This window comes from bacterium, assembly GCA_004322275.1.
GTDB lineage: Bacteria > Desulfobacterota > Deferrisomatia > Deferrisomatales > BM512 > SCTA01.
Map to the genome: position 1 here is coordinate 1 of SCTA01000039.1, position 17,846 is coordinate 17,846.

At 60.4% G+C, this 17,846-nt stretch carries 12 protein-coding genes; 5 read left to right on the forward strand and 7 right to left on the reverse strand.

Annotated features, from left to right (window positions below; translation table 11 throughout):
- Positions 1-234 precede the first annotated feature (234 nt).
- From EPN96_11550 to EPN96_11580, 7 genes are all read right to left on the reverse strand, one after another.
- Positions 235-1,422, reverse strand: a complete 1,188-nt coding sequence (locus EPN96_11550; GenBank protein TAL15815.1) for a hypothetical protein — start codon at positions 1,420-1,422, stop codon at positions 235-237.
- Between the two features lie 173 nt (positions 1,423-1,595).
- A complete protein-coding gene (locus EPN96_11555) occupies positions 1,596-2,396 on the reverse strand; it encodes an outer membrane lipoprotein-sorting protein (protein TAL15787.1) in 801 nt (266 codons plus the stop codon).
- Positions 2,397-2,495: 99 nt separating this feature from the next.
- Positions 2,496-5,048 (reverse strand): ABC transporter permease, encoded by a 2,553-nt coding sequence (locus EPN96_11560; protein TAL15788.1) that lies wholly within the window; start codon positions 5,046-5,048, stop codon positions 2,496-2,498.
- Positions 5,045-5,719 (reverse strand): ABC transporter ATP-binding protein, encoded by a 675-nt coding sequence (locus EPN96_11565; GenBank protein ID TAL15816.1) that lies wholly within the window; start codon positions 5,717-5,719, stop codon positions 5,045-5,047. Before EPN96_11565 ends, EPN96_11560 begins: the two co-directional genes overlap by 4 nt.
- Positions 5,720-5,855: 136 nt before the next feature.
- Complete coding sequence (locus tag EPN96_11570; protein ID TAL15789.1) at positions 5,856-7,643, reverse strand: hypothetical protein; 1,788 nt, start codon at positions 7,641-7,643, stop codon at positions 5,856-5,858.
- Between the two features lie 32 nt (positions 7,644-7,675).
- Complete coding sequence (locus EPN96_11575; protein TAL15790.1) at positions 7,676-9,850, reverse strand: HAMP domain-containing protein; 2,175 nt, start codon at positions 9,848-9,850, stop codon at positions 7,676-7,678.
- Entirely contained in the window at positions 9,748-11,403 is a 1,656-nt protein-coding gene (locus tag EPN96_11580; protein TAL15791.1) for a sigma-54-dependent Fis family transcriptional regulator, read from the reverse strand. Before EPN96_11580 ends, EPN96_11575 begins: the two co-directional genes overlap by 103 nt.
- 196 nt (positions 11,404-11,599) lie before the next feature.
- On the opposite strand from EPN96_11580, the gene fdnG reads away from it, so the two are divergent.
- From fdnG to EPN96_11605, 5 genes are all read left to right on the forward strand, one after another.
- Complete coding sequence (fdnG, locus tag EPN96_11585) at positions 11,600-14,734, forward strand: formate dehydrogenase-N subunit alpha (GenBank protein ID TAL15792.1); 3,135 nt, start codon at positions 11,600-11,602, stop codon at positions 14,732-14,734.
- A 5-nt stretch (positions 14,735-14,739) separates the two neighbouring features.
- Positions 14,740-15,498: a 4Fe-4S dicluster domain-containing protein gene (locus EPN96_11590; protein ID TAL15793.1), complete on the forward strand. Its 759-nt coding sequence runs from the start codon at positions 14,740-14,742 to the stop codon at positions 15,496-15,498.
- Positions 15,498-16,124, forward strand: coding sequence for a formate dehydrogenase subunit gamma (locus EPN96_11595; protein ID TAL15794.1), 627 nt, complete (start codon positions 15,498-15,500; stop codon positions 16,122-16,124). The genes EPN96_11590 and EPN96_11595 overlap by 1 nt, the downstream gene beginning before the upstream one ends.
- Before the next feature lie 191 nt (positions 16,125-16,315).
- Positions 16,316-16,726: a hypothetical protein gene (locus tag EPN96_11600; GenBank protein ID TAL15795.1), complete on the forward strand. Its 411-nt coding sequence runs from the start codon at positions 16,316-16,318 to the stop codon at positions 16,724-16,726.
- Positions 16,723-17,787, forward strand: coding sequence for a c-type cytochrome (locus EPN96_11605; protein ID TAL15796.1), 1,065 nt, complete (start codon positions 16,723-16,725; stop codon positions 17,785-17,787). The genes EPN96_11600 and EPN96_11605 overlap by 4 nt, the downstream gene beginning before the upstream one ends.
- Positions 17,788-17,846 lie beyond the last annotated feature (59 nt).

Here is a 17,846-nt window from a genome sequence, read left to right on the forward strand (position 1 = left end):
GGCCCAGCCGGAACGAAGTGGTCGCGCTTTTTAAAGCGCGAGCGACGGGTCCGGGCTGAGTTTTGGGCCACCTTTTGCTCACTCAAAAGGTGGCTAGGAGCGCGAGGCAAAGCCTCGCAAGGTGTAAATTGGCGGGCCGAGCCCACCCTACCACTGGATAACCCCGCCTTCGCGGGAATGACGATTAAGGTTTTGTCGCCTTTCGCTACGCTCAAAGCGACCTACATTTACTATCTAAAAACTATACCTTAACCCCAGCCTTACCCTCCTCGCGCTGCTCAGTGCCCCCATTGGTCCTTCTGATGAACCGTATGGTAACTCTCCCCCGGTGGTGATTTTCAGGCTATCGGTGAGGTCGTAGCCGATCTCGGCTTTGAGGAGGCCGTCGCCGTGGGCGAGCCCGGCTGTCCAGGCAATTTTCCAGCTCCCCCATTCTTCAGTCCGGTTCAGCGCGGTTATGAGAGCGGGCAGCAAGGCGCGGTCATAGAGGAGCGGGGCGTCCACGGGGGTGTCTTTGAGGTTGTCGGCGAGGGTGGCGACGAAGGTCGAGTCGCCGAACCCCTTTTCGACTCCAAGGGTGTAGATCAGCGCGTGGCCGAGGCCGGGGTCGTCCGAGCGCAGATACGCGGACTCGGCGCGGAGCACCCACGCGCCCGCGACGCGGGATATCTCCACCCCGCCCGCCTCTTCGCGCGCCCAGCGGCGGGTCACGAGGAGATTCGGGTCGAACGGGTCGGCGGAGGGGACGAGCGAGAAATTCAGCAGGGGCGCGGGGCGGACGCCGAACCTTCCCCACGCTCCGAGATCCCAGTCGCCGCTGGTGAGAAGGAGCCGAAGCGCTCCGAAGCCGGTCTTTGGCGGCGTTTCCTCTTCCTCTATTATTTTTTCCGGGTCGAAGTCGAGGGGGGCGTATCTGCGGCCCATCTCCGGCAGCCTCCACGGCGTGGTGACGGGGCAGGCGACCAGCTCGGTGCGAAGGTCGCCCGTCTGCCCGGTGAGCCGCGCCCCCCAGAGGGGGATTTTCTCGTCGGCGAAGGGGTCGGTCAGGTCGCGGGGCAAAAAGGCGTCGGCGGGGGAGTAGCCGTCGGTCTTTCCCCAGCCAAGCTCGAAGCGCCCCGCCTGAAAATCGAAGGAATCTCCCAGCGGAACCCTCGCCCAGAACTCCCGCAGAGAAAAATTCGCCCTTCGGAGCCCCCTGTCGTCGATGTCGAAGCCGGTCTCGCCCTCTTCGGAAGAGATTTTTTCGGCCCTTACCGAGGCTGTCGCGTAGAGCGGCCCGAACTTCTCCTCGCCCTTCACCAGCAGCGTCGCCCACCCCTGAAACATCGGGTCTTCGCCGCTCTCCCTCTTCGCGAAGGCGAAACCCTTCGCTTCTCCGTAGCCGGAGAGGTCAAAGGCAAGGGCTCCTGCCGGCAACAGGATTGCCGCGAGCGCGAGAGCAGAGAAAAGTTTCCATTCTGGTTTTTTCCGTTTCCGGCAATCTATTTCGGTGAAGGGCGAGGAGTCCGCAGGGCGCGCGACGATGACAGTAGCGTGACTACGGCGAGGAGCGCGCACGAGAAACGACGAAGCCATTCGCTGAAAGAGGAAGCCGGTCAATCTCCACCTTCTCTATTAAGGTTTTTCAGTGTGAAACGGTCTTCCGGTTGCGGCTTGTCGAAGACTATGTCTTTCAGGATTACAATCGTCCTGCTCCCCTTCTTCAAATCGGACATTTCGAGCTTTTTCCCCATGTAGTGAGGACCGACCTCGGCTATGTCGGAGATGAGGAAGAGCTTGGAGGGCTCCTTGTCGCCTTCCTTGTAAAGATCGACCCTCGCGAGGTACAAAATGTCCTTCCGGAGGTAGAGCATCCGCCTGGCGTAGACCGATTTCTGGTCCTTGCCCGCCGGTATCGCCTCTATCAGGTAGCAGGGAACGCCGTCATGCACGGTTTCGCCCCGAAGATCGACCTCGTAGCGCCGGTGGTCGAATTCCTCCATGTCTTCGTAGGAAAAATCGGTGCCGACGAAGGAAGCGTCGCGGTCCTGCGAGGCGATGCGGCGCTCGCGCTTCATAGAGGGGAGGTAGAGCCACTGGTCGGCGTTTTTGCCCACCCGCGAGAGCGAGAGAAAGGAGACTCCCTTCACCTCGGGGGGGCTTGTGAAGCGCACCAGCACTTTGGCGTCGCCCGCGTAGCCCTCGCGGAAGGATTTCCACCCCTTCGCGCGGGTCTTTCCCTCCTTCGTGTAGACGGTCAGCTCGCCGCCGTATTCGAGGGTGGCCGAGCGGTGGCGACCCTCGGATTCGATCAGGAGCTTTCGCGCCTCCTCCTCTCCGGCTATCGAGAAGGCCGGAAGAAGGAGGGTGAGGAGCAGCGCCGGGGCGAGCATTTTAAAAAAATTAATTTTGACCATTTTTTGCCTCGTCACAGTAAAAACTGCCAGCAAACCCCTTTCACTTCAAGGGGTTCCACCCCTCGACCCGGCACCGCTTCTAAGGTGATTTGTTTACGGCTACTCATAGGTCAGCGCCTGCGTTACGTCGAGGGATACCGCCTGCCGGGCGGGGGCGAAGGCGGCGGCTATGGCCACGGCGGGGAGCGCGAGGACGGTGAAGCCGAGGAGCGCCCACGGGTAGAGGTGGGGCATCGTCCAGCCGGTGTAGAGGTCGGCGACCACCTTTTCCATGAAGAGAGCCATCAGGTTCCCTATCGGTATCGCGAAAATAAGGCCAGTGAAGGCGAGGGTAAGCCCTTCGAGGACGATGCTGGCGGTTATCTGCCCGCTCACCGCGCCGAGAGCCTTCAAGACTCCTATCTCGCGGCTTCGCTCCGCGACGGAGATTAGGAGCGAACTTGCTATGCCGAGGGAGGCGATCAGGAGCGCGAGAAAGAGGGTTACCCGTATCAGCGCGAAGAAGGCGTCCACCGCCTGGGTAATCTCGCGGACGAATTCCTGACGGGTGGAGATGAGCGAGGGGTGGCGGCCGCCGAGGAGCTTGTGTATCGCGTCGCGGACTACGTGGGGGTCAACGCCGGGGTGGACGCTTATGTCGTAGACGTCCACCCGGTCGTCCTTCCAGTGGTTCAGGAAGGTCTCCCTGTCCACGTAGACTACGCCCCGGTCGTTCGAGAGATCTCTCGTCACGGCGCTTATCGTCAGCGGCACCATCCCGCCGGGGGCGGGAAGCTCGAAAGTGTCTCCGAGGTGGAGGCCGAAGCGGCGCGAGAAGTTGTCCGAGACGGAGCATTTCCCCTCCTCGATAAGCCCCCTCCTCATGGATATTTCGTCCCCCTCAACGAATTCCCGACGAGTGCGGTCCATCATCGCCCCCATCTCTATGCTGGCCAGAGAGATCGTATCGCCCCGAAACTCGGCGCGGGAGTTGCGGAAGGACTCCACCGCGCGCACACCCTCCACCCGCAAAAGCTCTTCCTTGAGGGAGGCGGGGTAGCGGTAATCGGGCCGCGCCCAGTTGGCCGAGCCCCGGACGTAGAGGTCTGAGGTGAGCATGTCGTCCATCCAGCGGATGGTCGAGGCTTTGGTAGCGCCCATGTGGCCGCCGAGGCCGAGGACGAAGGCGAGGGAGATAGTCGTCGCCATAACCGTGCCGCCGGTGCGCAGCGGGTTTTGCCGGAGGGCGTCGGCGGAGAGCTGGCCCGCCACGGGTATGAACCTCGAATAGAGCGGCGCAATGGCCCGGAGGAGGTACCTTGAGAAGGGGCCGACCAGAAAGACCACCCCCATCGCGCCGAAGATGAGCGAGGTGATGGTCGTTCCGTCGGCGCTGAAGGGGGCGAGAATCCCTACGTACATCGAGAAGGCGAGGAGAGCGAAGCCGAGGGCGATGCGAAGGAGAGGGCGGGAAAGCTCCCTCGCCTCGGAGGCGCCCTTGGCGAAAGCCTCCACCGCGACGATGCGCGACGCTTCGCGGGCGGGAAGGAAGGCTCCGATGAGGGAGGCGGCGACTCCCATGACTAGCGCCTGAAAGGCTATGAGAGGGGTAAGCGTCGCCTTGCCGGAGCCGGTCACCCCGAAGATCTGCTCGGTAGTCTTTCCCATCATTTCGAGGAAGGACTGGGAGGCGAAGGAGCCCATAAAGAGGCCCAGCGCCCCGCCGAGAGCGCCTATCACCACCGCTTCCAGCAAAAAGAGCGCGAGCACCTGATTCGGGGTCGCCCCGAGGGAGCGCAGGGTGCCGATATCCCTCCTCCGCCGGTTTACCGCGACGTGAAAGGCGTTGAAGATGAGGAAGGTGCCAATGCCGAGGGCGATGATGCTGGAGATATTGAACCCGGCTATGAAGTTGGAGATTATCCGCTCCAGGTTTTCGCTCCTGCGGTCGGGGGTCTCCACGCGGTAGGCGGGGCCGAGAACTCCCGAGAGGGTGGCCGTGCCTTCGGCGAGGGAGACGCCGGTCAGGAGCCTGACTTCGAGGCGGTCGAAATTCCTCCCCCTGCCGAAGAGGGTCTGCGCGGAATAGACGTCGGTGACGATCAGGTTGCCGCCGAAAGCCTCGGCGAACCCCTTGGGGGTCAGAAGCCCTCTCACCACGGCGTTTTTCGGGCCGAGCGGGGTGTTGAAGGAGAAGGTATCGCCGAGTTTTACCCCCGCCTTTTCCGCCAAAGGACGGGCTATTACGATGGAATCGGGCTGGGCGAGGAAGAGCAGGGGGTCGTCGATGTCGGCGTCGTCACCCTCGAAGCCGTATTCGCGCATCTCCCTGTCGCCGAGGAGGTCCACGCCGAGGACGAGGACGCTTCCAAGCTCCGCCTTCACCGGCGTCACTATCTGCTCTATCACCGGGGCGGTGGCGCGGATTCCCGGGAGGTCGCGTATAGCTTCCTGTATCTCCTCCGGCACGCCGCCCTCCATCGTTATCTGGAGGTGCGCCTTGCCCGCCATGCGGTCCACCGTGGCGCGTATTCCGTCGGTAAGGGTCTGGTGGGCGGTGCGGATAGCGCTGAAGGTGGCGACCCCCACCGCCACGGCGAGGAGGGTCAGCAGGGTCTTGGCGAGGTGGCTTCGGGCGTAGGAAAAGGAGAGGGTGGTCAGCAAAAACCTCATTGCCGGGTATCCCCCTCGACCTTCCCGTCGCGAAACTCGATGAGCCTTTCGCAGGCGCAGGCGGCCCACTGGTCGTGGGTAACCATCACTATGGTGGTCTTTTGTCTTTCGTGAATCTCGCGGAGAAGGTTCAGGATTTCGAGCCCCCGGGCCGAGTCGAGGTTGCCGGTCGGCTCGTCGGCGAGAAGGAGGGGCGCTCCAGTCACCAGGGCGCGGGCTATGGCGACCCTCTGGCGCTCGCCGCCGGAGAGTTCGTCGGGAAGGTGCGCCGCGCGTTCCCGAAGTCCCACGACATCTAGGGAATTTAATACTCTCCGGTCTATCTCGCCGCGCGACGTTCCCGCTATGTGCAGGGGAAGCGCGACGTTCTGGCTGGCGTTCAATGTCGGCATCAGGTGGTAGGACTGGAAGATGTAGGAGACGTGGCTTCTGCGAAAGAGGGAGCGCCCTTTTTCGCTCTCACCCGAGAGGTCCTTCCCCGCGACGATTACCGAGCCGGAGGTGGGAACGTCAAGGCCTCCCATCAGGTTCAAAAGGGTGGACTTGCCGGAGCCCGAGGGGCCCATTACCGCCACCATTTCCCCCGGCTGAATGTGAAAGGAGACGCCGCTTAGGGCGGTGACCTCGGTCTTGCCCGAGTAAACCCTGGTAACGTCGATCAGCCTGAGCATGGAAGACTCCCCGGAAAGGAAGGAAACAATCAGCAGGGCCATGACGGCCGCCCCGGAAGGGGCGGCGCTTGTACCAGCAATATATATCAGGAAGCCGCGATTGTGAACGGCTGCACTAGAGTGAAAGCTACCCAAATCACATATTTCGCATGAACTCCTTGAGTCCTTCTTCTGCGGGGTTGATTTCCAGCGCTTTTTCGTAAGCCCGCCTCGCCCTCTCCTTTTCCCCGGCGTTTAAAAATCCGTTGCCGATCTCTATCCAGGCTACGGCTTCATTTTGGGAGGCCGATTCGGCAAGGTCGAGAATATTCAATGCCTCCTCCCTGTTTCCAAGGGCAAGTTTAGCGCCGGCGGCATAACAAAGAAGCCGCCAATTCTGATCCCGGCTCTCGGTGAGGTTTTTGTCGATCTCGTAGTCGAGCCGCTGCCGCTCTTTGTCCGAGGAAGGGACGCCCGGGGTCCCCGGCTTAAGGAACCGGTACTCGTTCTTTTGAAGAAACTCCGGGGTCGCGGCGCTTCTCCTCAAAAGGACGGAGAATGTGCCGTCCCAAAAAACAGTCGCCCACCCGTCTTCGGGGAAAACCATCGGGGCGAACCTGGTGGCGATTACGCCGGTGTTTATGCCGTATTTGTCCAGAAACTCCGGCCAGCGCTTCTCCAGGTAGGCGTTGTTGAATTCCCTCAGGAATTCGGGAGGGTAGGCGTGGATTCTGCCGTCTTGAAGGACGCCGTAATCCGGGTAGAGTTTCCAGGCGACGTAGCCTCCTACACCGAATTCATTGAAAATAGCAGCGGGGAGCCTGTTTTCGGAGACAAAATCGACCGCGTAAACCGGGTAAATCTCGCCGTTAAGCCCGGAGCCGGTCCGGTAGGGGTAGTTATCGTCGTACCGGACGGCGAAAACAGTAGATGAAACGAACAAAATACCCAGTATCGAGACCCCATACCGGTAAATCCTTCTCCCGCTTGCACCCGGCCATGATTTCGCGAGGAGTATCGCGGAAATTATTACCGCTTCGGGCAGGGCGCGCCTGTACCTTACGCCCAGACAGATGAAAAAAAACGCCGCCGCAGCCACAGGCCAGTCCCTGTTTTTCCCGGAGACGGTGAAAATCGCCGCCGCCAGCAGCAACAGTCCGTAAAAATTAGGATGGCTGTCGAGGTAAGACCACTGGAGGTCGCCGAGGTTGAACATGGTCGATACTTCCAGATGGTCTCTTCCCCACACGTAGCCCAGGTAATAGACCCCCTCAGGATTGACGAAGGACGCCAGGAAGGAGGCGGCGAAGGCGAGAAACAGTATTCGAGAGCTCTCGGGAACCGGTTTCTTTCCTGCCAGAGCCTGCGACGCTTCCGCAAGGGGAACCATCAGGAGGTAGTAAAGCCCGAAATTGTTCATGAAATGGATGTTGGTCCAGATTACGAAAAGAACGGGCAGCGCCCAGAAGACAAGCCCGCGTTCTCCCTTCCTCAGCCTCTCCGCCAGAAGGACCGTAAGCCCGAAAAATATCATGGAGAAAAAGTGGGGGCGCTCGGTGAAGGCAAAGCGCATTACCGTGAGGGAAAAAAGGGAGATCATCAGCGCCGTGGCTGAGGGTGCGCCCGCCTCCCTCGATCCTCGGTAAACCACCGCCCCGAGGGCGGAGGCCAGCGAAATCTTCAGGAGGGAGATGCCCAGCCAGCCCGTCTTGTTGAAGATGAGGGCCAGTATCGCCTGAAAGAGCCAGGAGGGGTTTTTCCAGGGATAGTCTGCGAAATGGGCGGAAAGGGTGTTGGTGTCGGGAAGGGAGGTTGTATCCAGTATTATCTGCCCGATTTTCAGGTGAAAAAAGAAATCCGGGTCGGCGGTCTTGAACCAGCCGAGAGCCGAGGCGAAAACAACCACGGTAAAGAGAGCCGCCCAATCGCCGGTTCTGAATTTCAAAGGCGCCTTTCCGCCGTTGACCGCACGGGGCACTAGGAGGCTCGCGGCAGGGCCACGACCACAGTCGTGCCTTCGCCCTCGCGGGAGGAGAGGGTTATGTGGCCCGCCATCTGCTCGATTATGGCGTGGGAGATGCTTAGGCCGAGCCCGGTGCCGTCCGCTCTCGTGGTGAAGAAGGGGTTCCAGACGCTCTGCCTGTCCTTGCTGGGAATGCCGTGACCGGTATCCGCGAAGGAGACCATGACCATGTTGTTTTCGGGCGATACGCCCGTCGTGATGGTGAGGGTTCCACCTCCCGGCATCGCCTGTATCGCGTTCATCGAAAGATTGGTGAAGACCTGTATGAGCCTGTCACGGTCGGCCAGCACCGGCGGCAGATCCGGGGCCAGATCGACCTTTATCTCTACTTTGCGCGTCCCGGCCTTTTTCTTTACGAGTTCCAGAGAGTCGAGGATCGGCTCGTCGATGACCAGAGGAAGGAGGGAAGCCTTTCCCTCGCGGGAGAAGGTCAGAAGGTCGCGCACTATCTTGCGCATCCTCTCGGTCTGCTCGGCGATAAGCTCTATCTCCCGCTTGCAGTCCTCGCGGTCGGCGAGGGTGAGGCGCAAAAGGTCGAGGTTGCCCTGCACGGTGGCGAGGGGGTTGTTTATCTCGTGGGCGACGCCCGCCGCCATCGCGCCGAGGGCCGCCAGCTTGCCCGAGCGGATAAGCTCCTCCTGCGCGGCGCGCAGCCGGGCGAGGGATTCCTCAAGCTCCACGTTGGTCTTCTTTTGCTTTTCCATCATCGAAAGAAGGTCGGAGCGGGCCTCGGCGAGCTCCTTGTACCTCGTCTCCAGGGCCAGGTTCCTTTCGCTGACCTTGTCTTCGAGGCCGCGGGTGAGGCGGTCTATCGCCTCGTCGCGCTCCCGGAGCGATTTGGTCATTGCGTTGAAGTCGCTCGCGAGCTGGCCGATTTCGTCCTCGGATTCGATGGGTATCTCGTGGTCGAGGTCGCCGGTCTCTATCTTCCTCGTCGATTCGGAGAGGTGCTTTATCGGCTTTCCGACCCACCGGTAGAGAGCCAGCGAAAGCACGACGAAGCCCGCGATAATGCCGATGAGCTGTATTATCCCGACCACGACGAGAGACCGCCAGACCAGCGCGCTGTAAGGCCTTTCGAGTATGCCGACGTAGAGGATGCCGATTATCTGGTCCCGCGAGTCTGTTATCGGCTCGTAGGCCGAGAGGTACCAGTCGTTGACGACGAAGGCGCGATCGACGAACTTGGCGCCCCTTTCGAGGACGCGCTCGGCTACCTCTTCCGAGACCCTCGTCCCGATGGCGCGCTGTCCGCCGGTTGAGGGGACGTTGGTGGAGATGCGCACGTCTCCGAGGAATATCGTGGCGGTGCCGACCTCCTGCCCCTCGAAGGTGGTGTTCGCGAAGACGGTGGAGCGTATCTTGTCCACGAGGGAATAATTCCGGTTGAGGAGGTCGGCGGCGTAGATTGCGCCGATTATCTTCCCGCTGTAGTCGGTTATCGGGCTCGCGGCGATGATGACCATCCCCTTTTCGAGCACGGTTTCCCCGTCCTGCTTCGCCATCGGGGTTGGAAGTACGGGTATCTTCACCTGTTCCGCGAGGTCCCCCCCTTCGATCTTCAGTTGCTCCAGGGTGACTATTTCGGTGGAGGTCGCCGATTCGCCGAGGAGCGCCGAGCGCACCGGCGCGAGCGCGGTCGCGTCGTCGCCCGTGACGGAGGGATTTCTCGCCCTCGCCACGACCCGCCCCTTCGCGTCGGTCACCGTCAGGATGTCGGCTTTTACCCGCACCCGAAGCGGCTGGAGGGTGGCGAGCAGCTTTTGGGCGTCGCCCTCGGCTATTCCCTCGCGAACCCCGGAGAGGTTCGCTCCGAGGCGGACCAGTTCGACGATGTGCTCCATGCGGGAGTTGTAAAGTTCGCGGGCGCTCCGAAGGTCGTCGGCTACGTTAAGCTGAATCTGCTTTATGAGGAGGTTCTGGACCAGATAGACGACCATGACGATAGAGGCCGCCAGAGAACAGATGAGAGGGAAGATGACGGCCATCGAAAGCCGCCTCTGGAGTTTCGATTCCCAGTAAAACCTCATCCCTGAGCCTCTCTCGGGGCGAGCCCGAACTCGGTAATCTTCCGGTCGAGGGTTTTGCGGCTTATGCCCAGAGCCCTCGCCGTGGAGCTTTTGGCCCATTTCCGGCGTTTCAGCATCTCGGAGATGTAATGCTTCTCGACCTCCCTGAGCGGCAGGGGGCTCTCCGGCCAGAGAATCTCCGACTCGGCCACGGCCTTCGTGGACGTTCCTATGTGGAAGTCCGCGGGGCGCAGCCACTCTCCGTTCGAGAGAATGACGGCGCGCTCGATGACGTTTTCGAGTTCTCTCACGTTTCCCGGCCAGTCGTAGGAGTTCAGGAGCTCGAAGGCCTCTATCGAGAGTCCCTTGACGTTTTTGCCGAGGCGTTTTTGGGCGCGCTCGATAAAGGCCGCGCAAAGGAGGGTCAAATCCTCCATCCTCTGGCGGAGAGGGGGAAGGCTGAGGGAAAAGACGCTCAGGCGAAAGTAAAGGTCCTCGCGGAAGTGGCCCAGTCGCACGGCTTCCTTTAGATCGCGGTTGGTGGCTGCGATCACGCGCACGTCTGTTTTCCGGGAGCGGGTGTCGCCGACGGGGATGTACTCCCGCTCCTGAATCACCCGCAGAAGTTTGACCTGAAACCCCGGGGAGACCTCGCCGATCTCGTCGAGGAAGATGGTGCCGCCGCTGGCCTCCTCGAAAAGCCCCTTGCGCGACTGCGTCGCCCCGGTGAAAGCCCCCTTGCGGTGGCCGAAGAGCTGGGCTTCGAGGAGGTGCTCCGAGAGAGCGGCGCCGTTGAGCCTGATGAAGGGACCGTTTCGGCGCAGGGAGTTGTCGAAGATGTAGTTGGCCACCCTCTCCTTGCCGGTCCCCGTATCTCCGGTCAGAAGCACCGTGGCGTCGGTTGGGGCGACGTGCCGGGCCATCTCCAGCACTCTTAAAAACGCCGGGCACTGGGTATTCATAATTGAAAGGTCTCGCCCCGCCTCAATCTGGCTTTTGAGCAGCCTGTTTTCGGTGAGCAGGCGGTAGCGCTCGATCGCCCGCTCCACGGTGCCCAGCAGCCGCTCCCTCCCGAAGGGCTTTTCGAGAAAATCGAAGGCCCCGAGGTGCATCGCCTCGACGGCTGTCTGCACCGAACCGTAGCCGGTAACCATTATGGCGGGAATATTTTCGTAGTCGCTTCGCAGCTCTTCGAGGATGGAAAGGCCGTCCTCCTCCTGAAGCCTTACGTCCAGAATCGCCAGCGCGAAAGCCGAAGGGTCTACGGCTATCGCCTTTTTCGCCTCTGCGCCTGTATCCACGGCGACGCTGGAGTAGCCCGCGGTCGCCAGTATCTTCCTCAGCGTTTCCGCGAAGGCCGCGTCGTCGTCTACTATCAGTATGAGTCCCGAAGCCATTTTCGTGAGTTTCCAAAAAGTGTTTATGTGAAATTTTTTGGGTGAGTCAAAAGGATACAACACGTTTCCTTTTGACGCAAACCAAGAATTCACGGCTTGAAAAAAATCCACCGCCTTCACAAAAACCCCCGAATATCGGCCTTTTGCGGATAGCAGTACCGGCGTCGGCGAAAGATTTCCTGACGGGAAACAGTCTTTGCATGTGGCTGGGAAGGGGTTGCGGAAGCGACCGCCATGAGACGCTGTATCATTTTGACACGCCCTTTCAAAACCCATTTGATTGCCGAAACCAGTTTTGCCAGCGCAAGGTAAAAAATTATCCGCGCCGCGTCTATGTATTCGCTTCGTTTGAAAGCGGCCCGGCGCTTTAGGTACGCATATTGCAAAACCACCACTGACTTACTTGACATCACCCTTTTTTATTTAAAAAGGCCGATTCATCGTTAAAGAGGATGGAAGGAGGCACCCGTAGATGGGTATCAGCAGAAGAGACTTTCTAAAACTCTCCGGAGCAGGGATTGCGACCGGCGCACTGGGGGCGGCGGGCGTCAAGTCCGCACAGGCCGCCGGTGAAGAACCGCTTCGCACCAACGGCTCCAAAAAAACCACCACAATCTGCCCTTACTGCGCAGTCGGTTGCGGCATCATCGTTGAAGCCAAAGACGGCAAGGTAATCAACATCGAGGGAGATCCCGATCATCCGATCAATCAGGGAACCCTCTGTCCCAAGGGCGCTTCCATCCAGCAGCTTCGCGAGAACCCCAAGCGTCTCACGAAGCCCCTTTACCGTGGCAAGGGCGCGAGCGAGTGGAAGGAAGTCGAGTGGGGCTGGGCGCTGGAAGAGATAGCGAAGCGCACCAAGGCCACCCGCGACGCCAACTACGAGATTAACTCGGTCTTAAAGACCCCCGAGGGCGACAAGAAAGTCGTCGTGAACCGCGTCTCCGCAATAGCGAGCGTCGGCAGCGCCGCGATGGACAACGAGGAGTGCTACCTCTATCAGAAGTTCCTCCGCGGTCTCGGCGTAGTCCACATCGAGCATCAGGCCCGGCTCTGACACAGCTCCACTGTCGCCAGTCTGGCGGAGAGCTTCGGTCGCGGCGCAATGACGAACCACTGGATCGACATCCGCAACGCGGACGTTATCCTCGTATGCGGGGCCAATCCCGCTGAAAATCATCCGATAAGTTACAAGTGGATTCAGGAGGCGATCGACAAGCGCGGCGCAAAGCTCGTAGTCATCGACCCCCGCTTCACGCGCACGGCTTCCCACGCGCACAATTACGTCCCTGTCCGTTCGGGCGCGAACATCGCCTTCTTCGGCGGGCTGATCAACTACATTCTGCAAAACAACCTTATGCAGAAAGATTACGTCGTCAACTACACCAACGCAGCCTTCCTCGTTAACCCCGATTTAAAGATGCCCGGCGAACTCGACGGTCTCTTCTCGGGTTACGACCCCGCGACCAGAAAGTACGACAAGGCCACTTGGGCCTACCAGAAAGACCCCAAGACCGAGATAATCAAGAAAGACAAGACTCTCTCCGATCCCAACTGCGTCTTCCAGTTGATGAAGAAGCATTACTCGCGCTACACCATCGAGACCGCGTCCAGCGTAACCGGCGCCACCGTGGAGCAGCTCAAGGCGGCTTACGTGGTCATCGCTTCCACCGGCAAGGCCGACAAGGCGGGAACCCTTCTCTACGCGATGGGCCTCACCCAGTCCACCACCGGCGTCCAGAACATCCGCGGCGGATCGATAGTACAGCTTCTTCTCGGCAACATCGGCATCGCGGGCGGCGGCGTCAACGCCATGCGCGGCGAATCCAACGTTCAGGGTTCAACCGACCAGGGGCTTCTTTTCCATATCCTCCCCGGCTACCTCCCGATGCCGACCTCGGAGCTCCAGACCCTCGACGCCTACAAAGAAAAGCACGTGCCCAAGACCAAGGAGCCCCAGTCCGTCAACTGGTGGGGCAACCGCGGCAAGTACATCACCAGCTACCTCAAGGCGATCTACGGCCCGAACGCCCTGAAGAACAACGACTTTCAGTACAGCCTGATGCCCAAGCCCGACATGGGCGTCAACTACTCCTGGCTGATGATCTTCGACCGCATGTACGACAAGAAGATAAAGGGTTTCTTCGCCTGGGGCCAGAATCCCGCCTGCTGCACCTCCAACGCGGTCAAGACAAGAAAGGCCCTCTCAAATCTCGACTGGATGGTTGCCGTAAACATCTTCGACAACGAGACGGCGAGTTTCTGGAAGGGCCCCGGCATGGACCCCGCGAAGGTTGACACCGAAGTCTTCCTCCTTCCCGCCGCGGCGAGCTACGAGAAGGAAGGCTCCATCGCCAACTCGGGGCGCTGGGCGCAGTGGCGCTACAAGGCCGTGGAGCCGCTCGGCGAATCGAGGGCCGACCTCGAAATCATCGACGAGCTCTACCACATCCTCAAGGAAAAGTATCAGAAGGAGGGCGGCGCCCTTCCCGAGCAGCTCACCCTCCTCGACTGGAACTACGCGGGCAAGGATTCGGAAGGCAAGGCCGTTCCGATCGACGTAAAGCTCGTCGCCAAGGAGCTGAACGGCTCCTACTGGGCGAAGGACGGCAAGTCAAAGGCCCCCTTCACCGACGAGAAGACCCTCGACAAGGACGGCAAGCCCACCACCTTCAAGCAGGTCCCCGGCTTCGGCAAGCTCCAGGACGACGGGATGACCAGCTCCGGTAACTGGCTCTACTGCGCCAGCTTCAACGACGCGGGCAACATGATGGCAAGAAGAGGCAAGGACGACCCGACGGGTCTCGGCCTCTATCCCAAGTGGGCCTGGTGCTGGCCGGTCAACCGCAGAATCCTTTACAACCGCGCCTCGGTGGACCTCGACGGCAAGCCGCTCGATCCCTCCAGAAAGCTGCTGGCCTGGAACGCGACGGATTCCAAGTGGGTCGGCGACGTGGTCGACTCCCCGGCTACGATCAAGCCGATGTCCGACCTGAAGGAGGGCGGCCTCCCCTTCATCATGAAGAGCGAAGGCGTCGCCTCCCTCTACGGCCCCGGCCTCAACGACGGTCCCTTCCCGGAGCACTACGAAGCTCTCGAATGTCCCGTCGCCGCAAACCCGATGGGCAAGCAGAGGATCAACCCCACCGCCAAGATATGGTTCAAGGAAGGCGGCAAGTCCAAGGCTGAAGACGTTTTCGCCACCTGCGACGCGCGCTTCCCCCTTCTTTGCTCCACCTACCGCGTCACGGAGCACTGGCAGACGGGCGTAATGACCCGCAACTCGCCCTGGCTCCTCGAAATGCAGCCCCAGCAGTTCGTCGAGATGAGCCCGCAGCTCGCGAAGGAAAGAGGCATAGCAAACGGCGAAAAGGTCAAAGTGGTGAGCGTCCGCGGGCAGGTAGACGCCGTGGCGATAGTCACCACCAGACTGATGCCCTTCCGCATTGGCGATTCCACAGTCCATCAGGTGGGGCTGCCGTGGTGTTTCGGCTGGACGACCCCCAACGCGGGAGACACCTCGAACCTCCTGACGCCCACGGTTGGCGACGCCAACACGATGATCCCTGAAACCAAGGCCTTCATGGTCGACGTAAGGAAAGGGTAAGAGCCATGAAGAGATACGGACTTCTAATTGACACCTCGCGGTGCATCGGATGCCGTTCCTGCCAGGTGACCTGCAAACAGTGGAACCAGCTTCCCGCCGAGGCGACGGTAAACCGCGGATCCTTTGAAAATCCGCCGGACCTCAGCAACAACAATTACAACAAGATACGCTTCATCGAGGTCGCGGAGCCCAAAAACGGCGTTGACTGGTACTTCCTCAGCCAGCGCTGCATGCACTGCGCCGACCCCGGCTGCGTCAAGGTCTGCCCCTCCGGCGCTCTGTCCAAAAGCGAAACCGGAGCGGTGGTCATAAACAAGGAAAAGTGCATAGGCTGCAACTACTGCAAGGGGGCCTGCCCCTTCAACGTCCCCAGGTACGACGCCGACCGCAAGGTCGCCAAGTGCCACCTTTGCAACGAGCGCGTGTTAAACGGGATGGAGCCCGCCTGCGCCAAGGGCTGTCCGCCAAAGGCGATACGCTTCGGCGAGTGGGACGCCCTTTTGAAGGACGCGAAGGCCACCGGCAAATACGTCTACGGGGCCGATTCTCTCGGCGGAACAGGGGTTCTCTACCTCCTCGAAGACAAGCCCGAGGCTTACGGGCTCGATCCGAGACCGTCCATCCCGCTTTCGGTAACTCTCTGGAAGGATATCCTTCGCCCCCTCGGCTGGGTGGCGATGATTGGCGCTCTGTGCGGCGCGGTCGGCCATTACGCAGCCATCGGCCCCAAGAAGCTCGATAAAGAAGAAAAGGAAGGTGCGTAATGGCGACCAAATACGTCAAGCGATACAGCGCGCTAGACAGGCTGATTCACTGGACCATAGCGGTCACCTTCATAATCCTCGTTGTGACGGGGCTGGGCCTCTTCGAGAAGAAGCTCTCCTTCCTCTTCGACCTCTTCGGAGGAGGCGAGAACGCCATAGCGATCCACAAGTACATCGGCCTTCTCTACTTCGTTACGGCGCTGTGGTTTTCGCTGGCCCACCTGAAGGATTCGATCAGCTTCGACAAGGACGACGTAGCCTGGATCAAGGTCATGGGCGGCTACCTCAACAAGAAGGCGATCGTGCCCCCGATGGGCAAGTACAACACCGGGCAGAAGATTTTCGGCATCTTCGTCCTTCTGACGACGATAATCTTCGGCCTCACCGCCCTCGTCATCTGGACTCCCGCGACGGCGGCCCAGGGTCTTGCGCGGGTGAGCTTTCTCCTACACTCGCTAAGTTTCGTGATTATGATAACCTTCTTCGTGGTACACGTTTACCTCGGCGCAATCGGCGTTGTCGGCGGCCTTGAGGGAATGATACGAGGGGAGGTCAGCGAGGCATGGGCAAAGAAATACTCTCCGAAGTGGCTGAGCGAACAAAAGAAGCGCGGCGAGGCCGGTTGATTCGGAAACTCAAAGCTACGGTTTGGGCGGCCCTTCTGGGGGCCGCCTTTCTTCTTTCGGCGGCGCAGGCGGCTGAAAGAATGACGGTGACCGTCGGGGACTCGCCTTCCATAGGCTCCCCCGGCGCTCCCGTCACCATGATCGAGTTCGTCGATTACCAGTGACCCCACTGCGCGGCGACCGGTCCGGTCGTGAAGGAACTGCTGAAAAAATACGACGGAAAAGTAAGGCTGGTGGTGAAGTTCGCTCCCTACCCTTACCGCGACGGCGCTAAACTGGCGGCGCAGGCGGCCCTCGCGGCAAAAGAGCAGGGCGCGTTCGCCCCCATGCACGAAAAGATGCTGGAGAACTACTACCGGCTAAACGCCGCCAGCCTCAAAAAGCTGGCCGGAGAACTAAGGCTCGATACTGTCCGCTTTGAAAAGGATATGAACTCCGAGCGGATAGTAAAAAAGGTCGAAGAGGACATAGCCCTGACGCGGGGCCTTGAAATATGGCAGACGCCGACCTTCGTCATTAACGGAAGGCAACTGGTCGGCGAGCGCCCGATCGAGCACTTCGTACAGGTGATCGACGAAGAGCTGAAGGTTTTAAAGAAATGAAAAAGACGGCGCTGGCTCTGGTTTTGCTTTTTTGCTTCTCACCGGCGCTGGCCGTGGAGAAAGAAGCCCTGAAAGGTTATCTTCTGCCTGAACTGGAGCGCCAGCCCCCCGCCGGGCTGGTCGAGCTCGGAAGGATGCTCTACTTCGACAGGAGGCTCTCCGGCGACGGGACGATGAACTGCGCCACCTGCCATCTGCCGGAGGAGGGTTTCAGCGACGGGAGGGACGTTTCGGCGGCGTACCCGACGAACTCCCACTTCCGGAACACGCCCACGGTGGTCAACGCCGCGCTCCGACCCCTCCTCACCTGGGACGGAAGGGCTCCCAACGTTGAGGAGCAGGCGATGGGGGTGATTAAAAACCCCTTCGAGATGAACATAAACCTCGACCTTCTGGAAGAAAAGCTCCGGAGCGTCCCCGAGTACCGCGAAGGTTTCAGGACCGCCCTCGGGACCGAGGTGACGAAAAAGGCGATAGTTCGGGCGATAGGCGCTTTCGAGCGGACGGTCCTCTCGGGACCCTCCCCCTTCGACCTTTACGTGAAGGGCGACGACAGCGCGCTGGGCGAAGCCCAAAAGAGGGGGCTCGAACTCTTTTTCGGCAAGGCGAAGTGCATTGAGTGCCACGACGGCCCGAACTTCGGCGCGAACAAGCTCGAAAGCCTCGGTCTTCCTCCCAATCCGAAGGTGGCCGAGGACCCCCGGAGGGGCGTATCGATGCGCTACGCCGCCAGGACCTTCGGAGAGACTATGCCCTTCGGCGAGGAGGACGACTGGGGACTCGCTTTCGTCACAGGCGACCCGAGGGACAAGGGAGTGTTTCTGGTCCCGAGCCTTAGGCAGCTCGTGAGGACCGCGCCTTACGGCCACGACGGCAGGTTCCCGGATCTCGATTCGATAATCGACCTTCAGGACAAGGGCGGGGGCACGATGCCCGGAAAATCGGAAAAACTGAAACCTCTCGGGCTGACCGCCGAAGAGAGGGCTGACCTGAAGAGCTTCCTCGAAAGCCTTACCGGCCCCGATCCGGTGGTGAAGCCGAAACTGCCCGCGTACCCTTGAGAAATTTCGCCGCATCCCCGTAAGGGCGCTAAACCGAATCGTTATGCCCTCCCCGTGAT

Bases quoted from the DNA above. Each gene is read 5' to 3' on its own strand.
- EPN96_11590 (TAL15793.1), top strand. From the start codon at position 14,740: ATGAAGAGATACGGACTTCTAATTGACACCTCGCGGTGCATCGGATGC.
- EPN96_11555 (TAL15787.1), bottom strand. From the start codon at position 2,396: ATGGTCAAAATTAATTTTTTTAAAATGCTCGCCCCGGCGCTGCTCCTC.
- EPN96_11595 (TAL15794.1), top strand. From the start codon at position 15,498: ATGGCGACCAAATACGTCAAGCGATACAGCGCGCTAGACAGGCTGATT.
- EPN96_11580 (TAL15791.1), bottom strand. From the start codon at position 11,403: ATGGGTTTTGAAAGGGCGTGTCAAAATGATACAGCGTCTCATGGCGGT.
- EPN96_11560 (TAL15788.1), bottom strand. From the start codon at position 5,048: ATGAGGTTTTTGCTGACCACCCTCTCCTTTTCCTACGCCCGAAGCCAC.
- EPN96_11575 (TAL15790.1), bottom strand. From the start codon at position 9,850: ATGGGCCAAAAGCTCCACGGCGAGGGCTCTGGGCATAAGCCGCAAAAC.
- EPN96_11605 (TAL15796.1), top strand. From the start codon at position 16,723: ATGAAAAAGACGGCGCTGGCTCTGGTTTTGCTTTTTTGCTTCTCACCG.
- EPN96_11565 (TAL15816.1), bottom strand. From the start codon at position 5,719: ATGCTCAGGCTGATCGACGTTACCAGGGTTTACTCGGGCAAGACCGAG.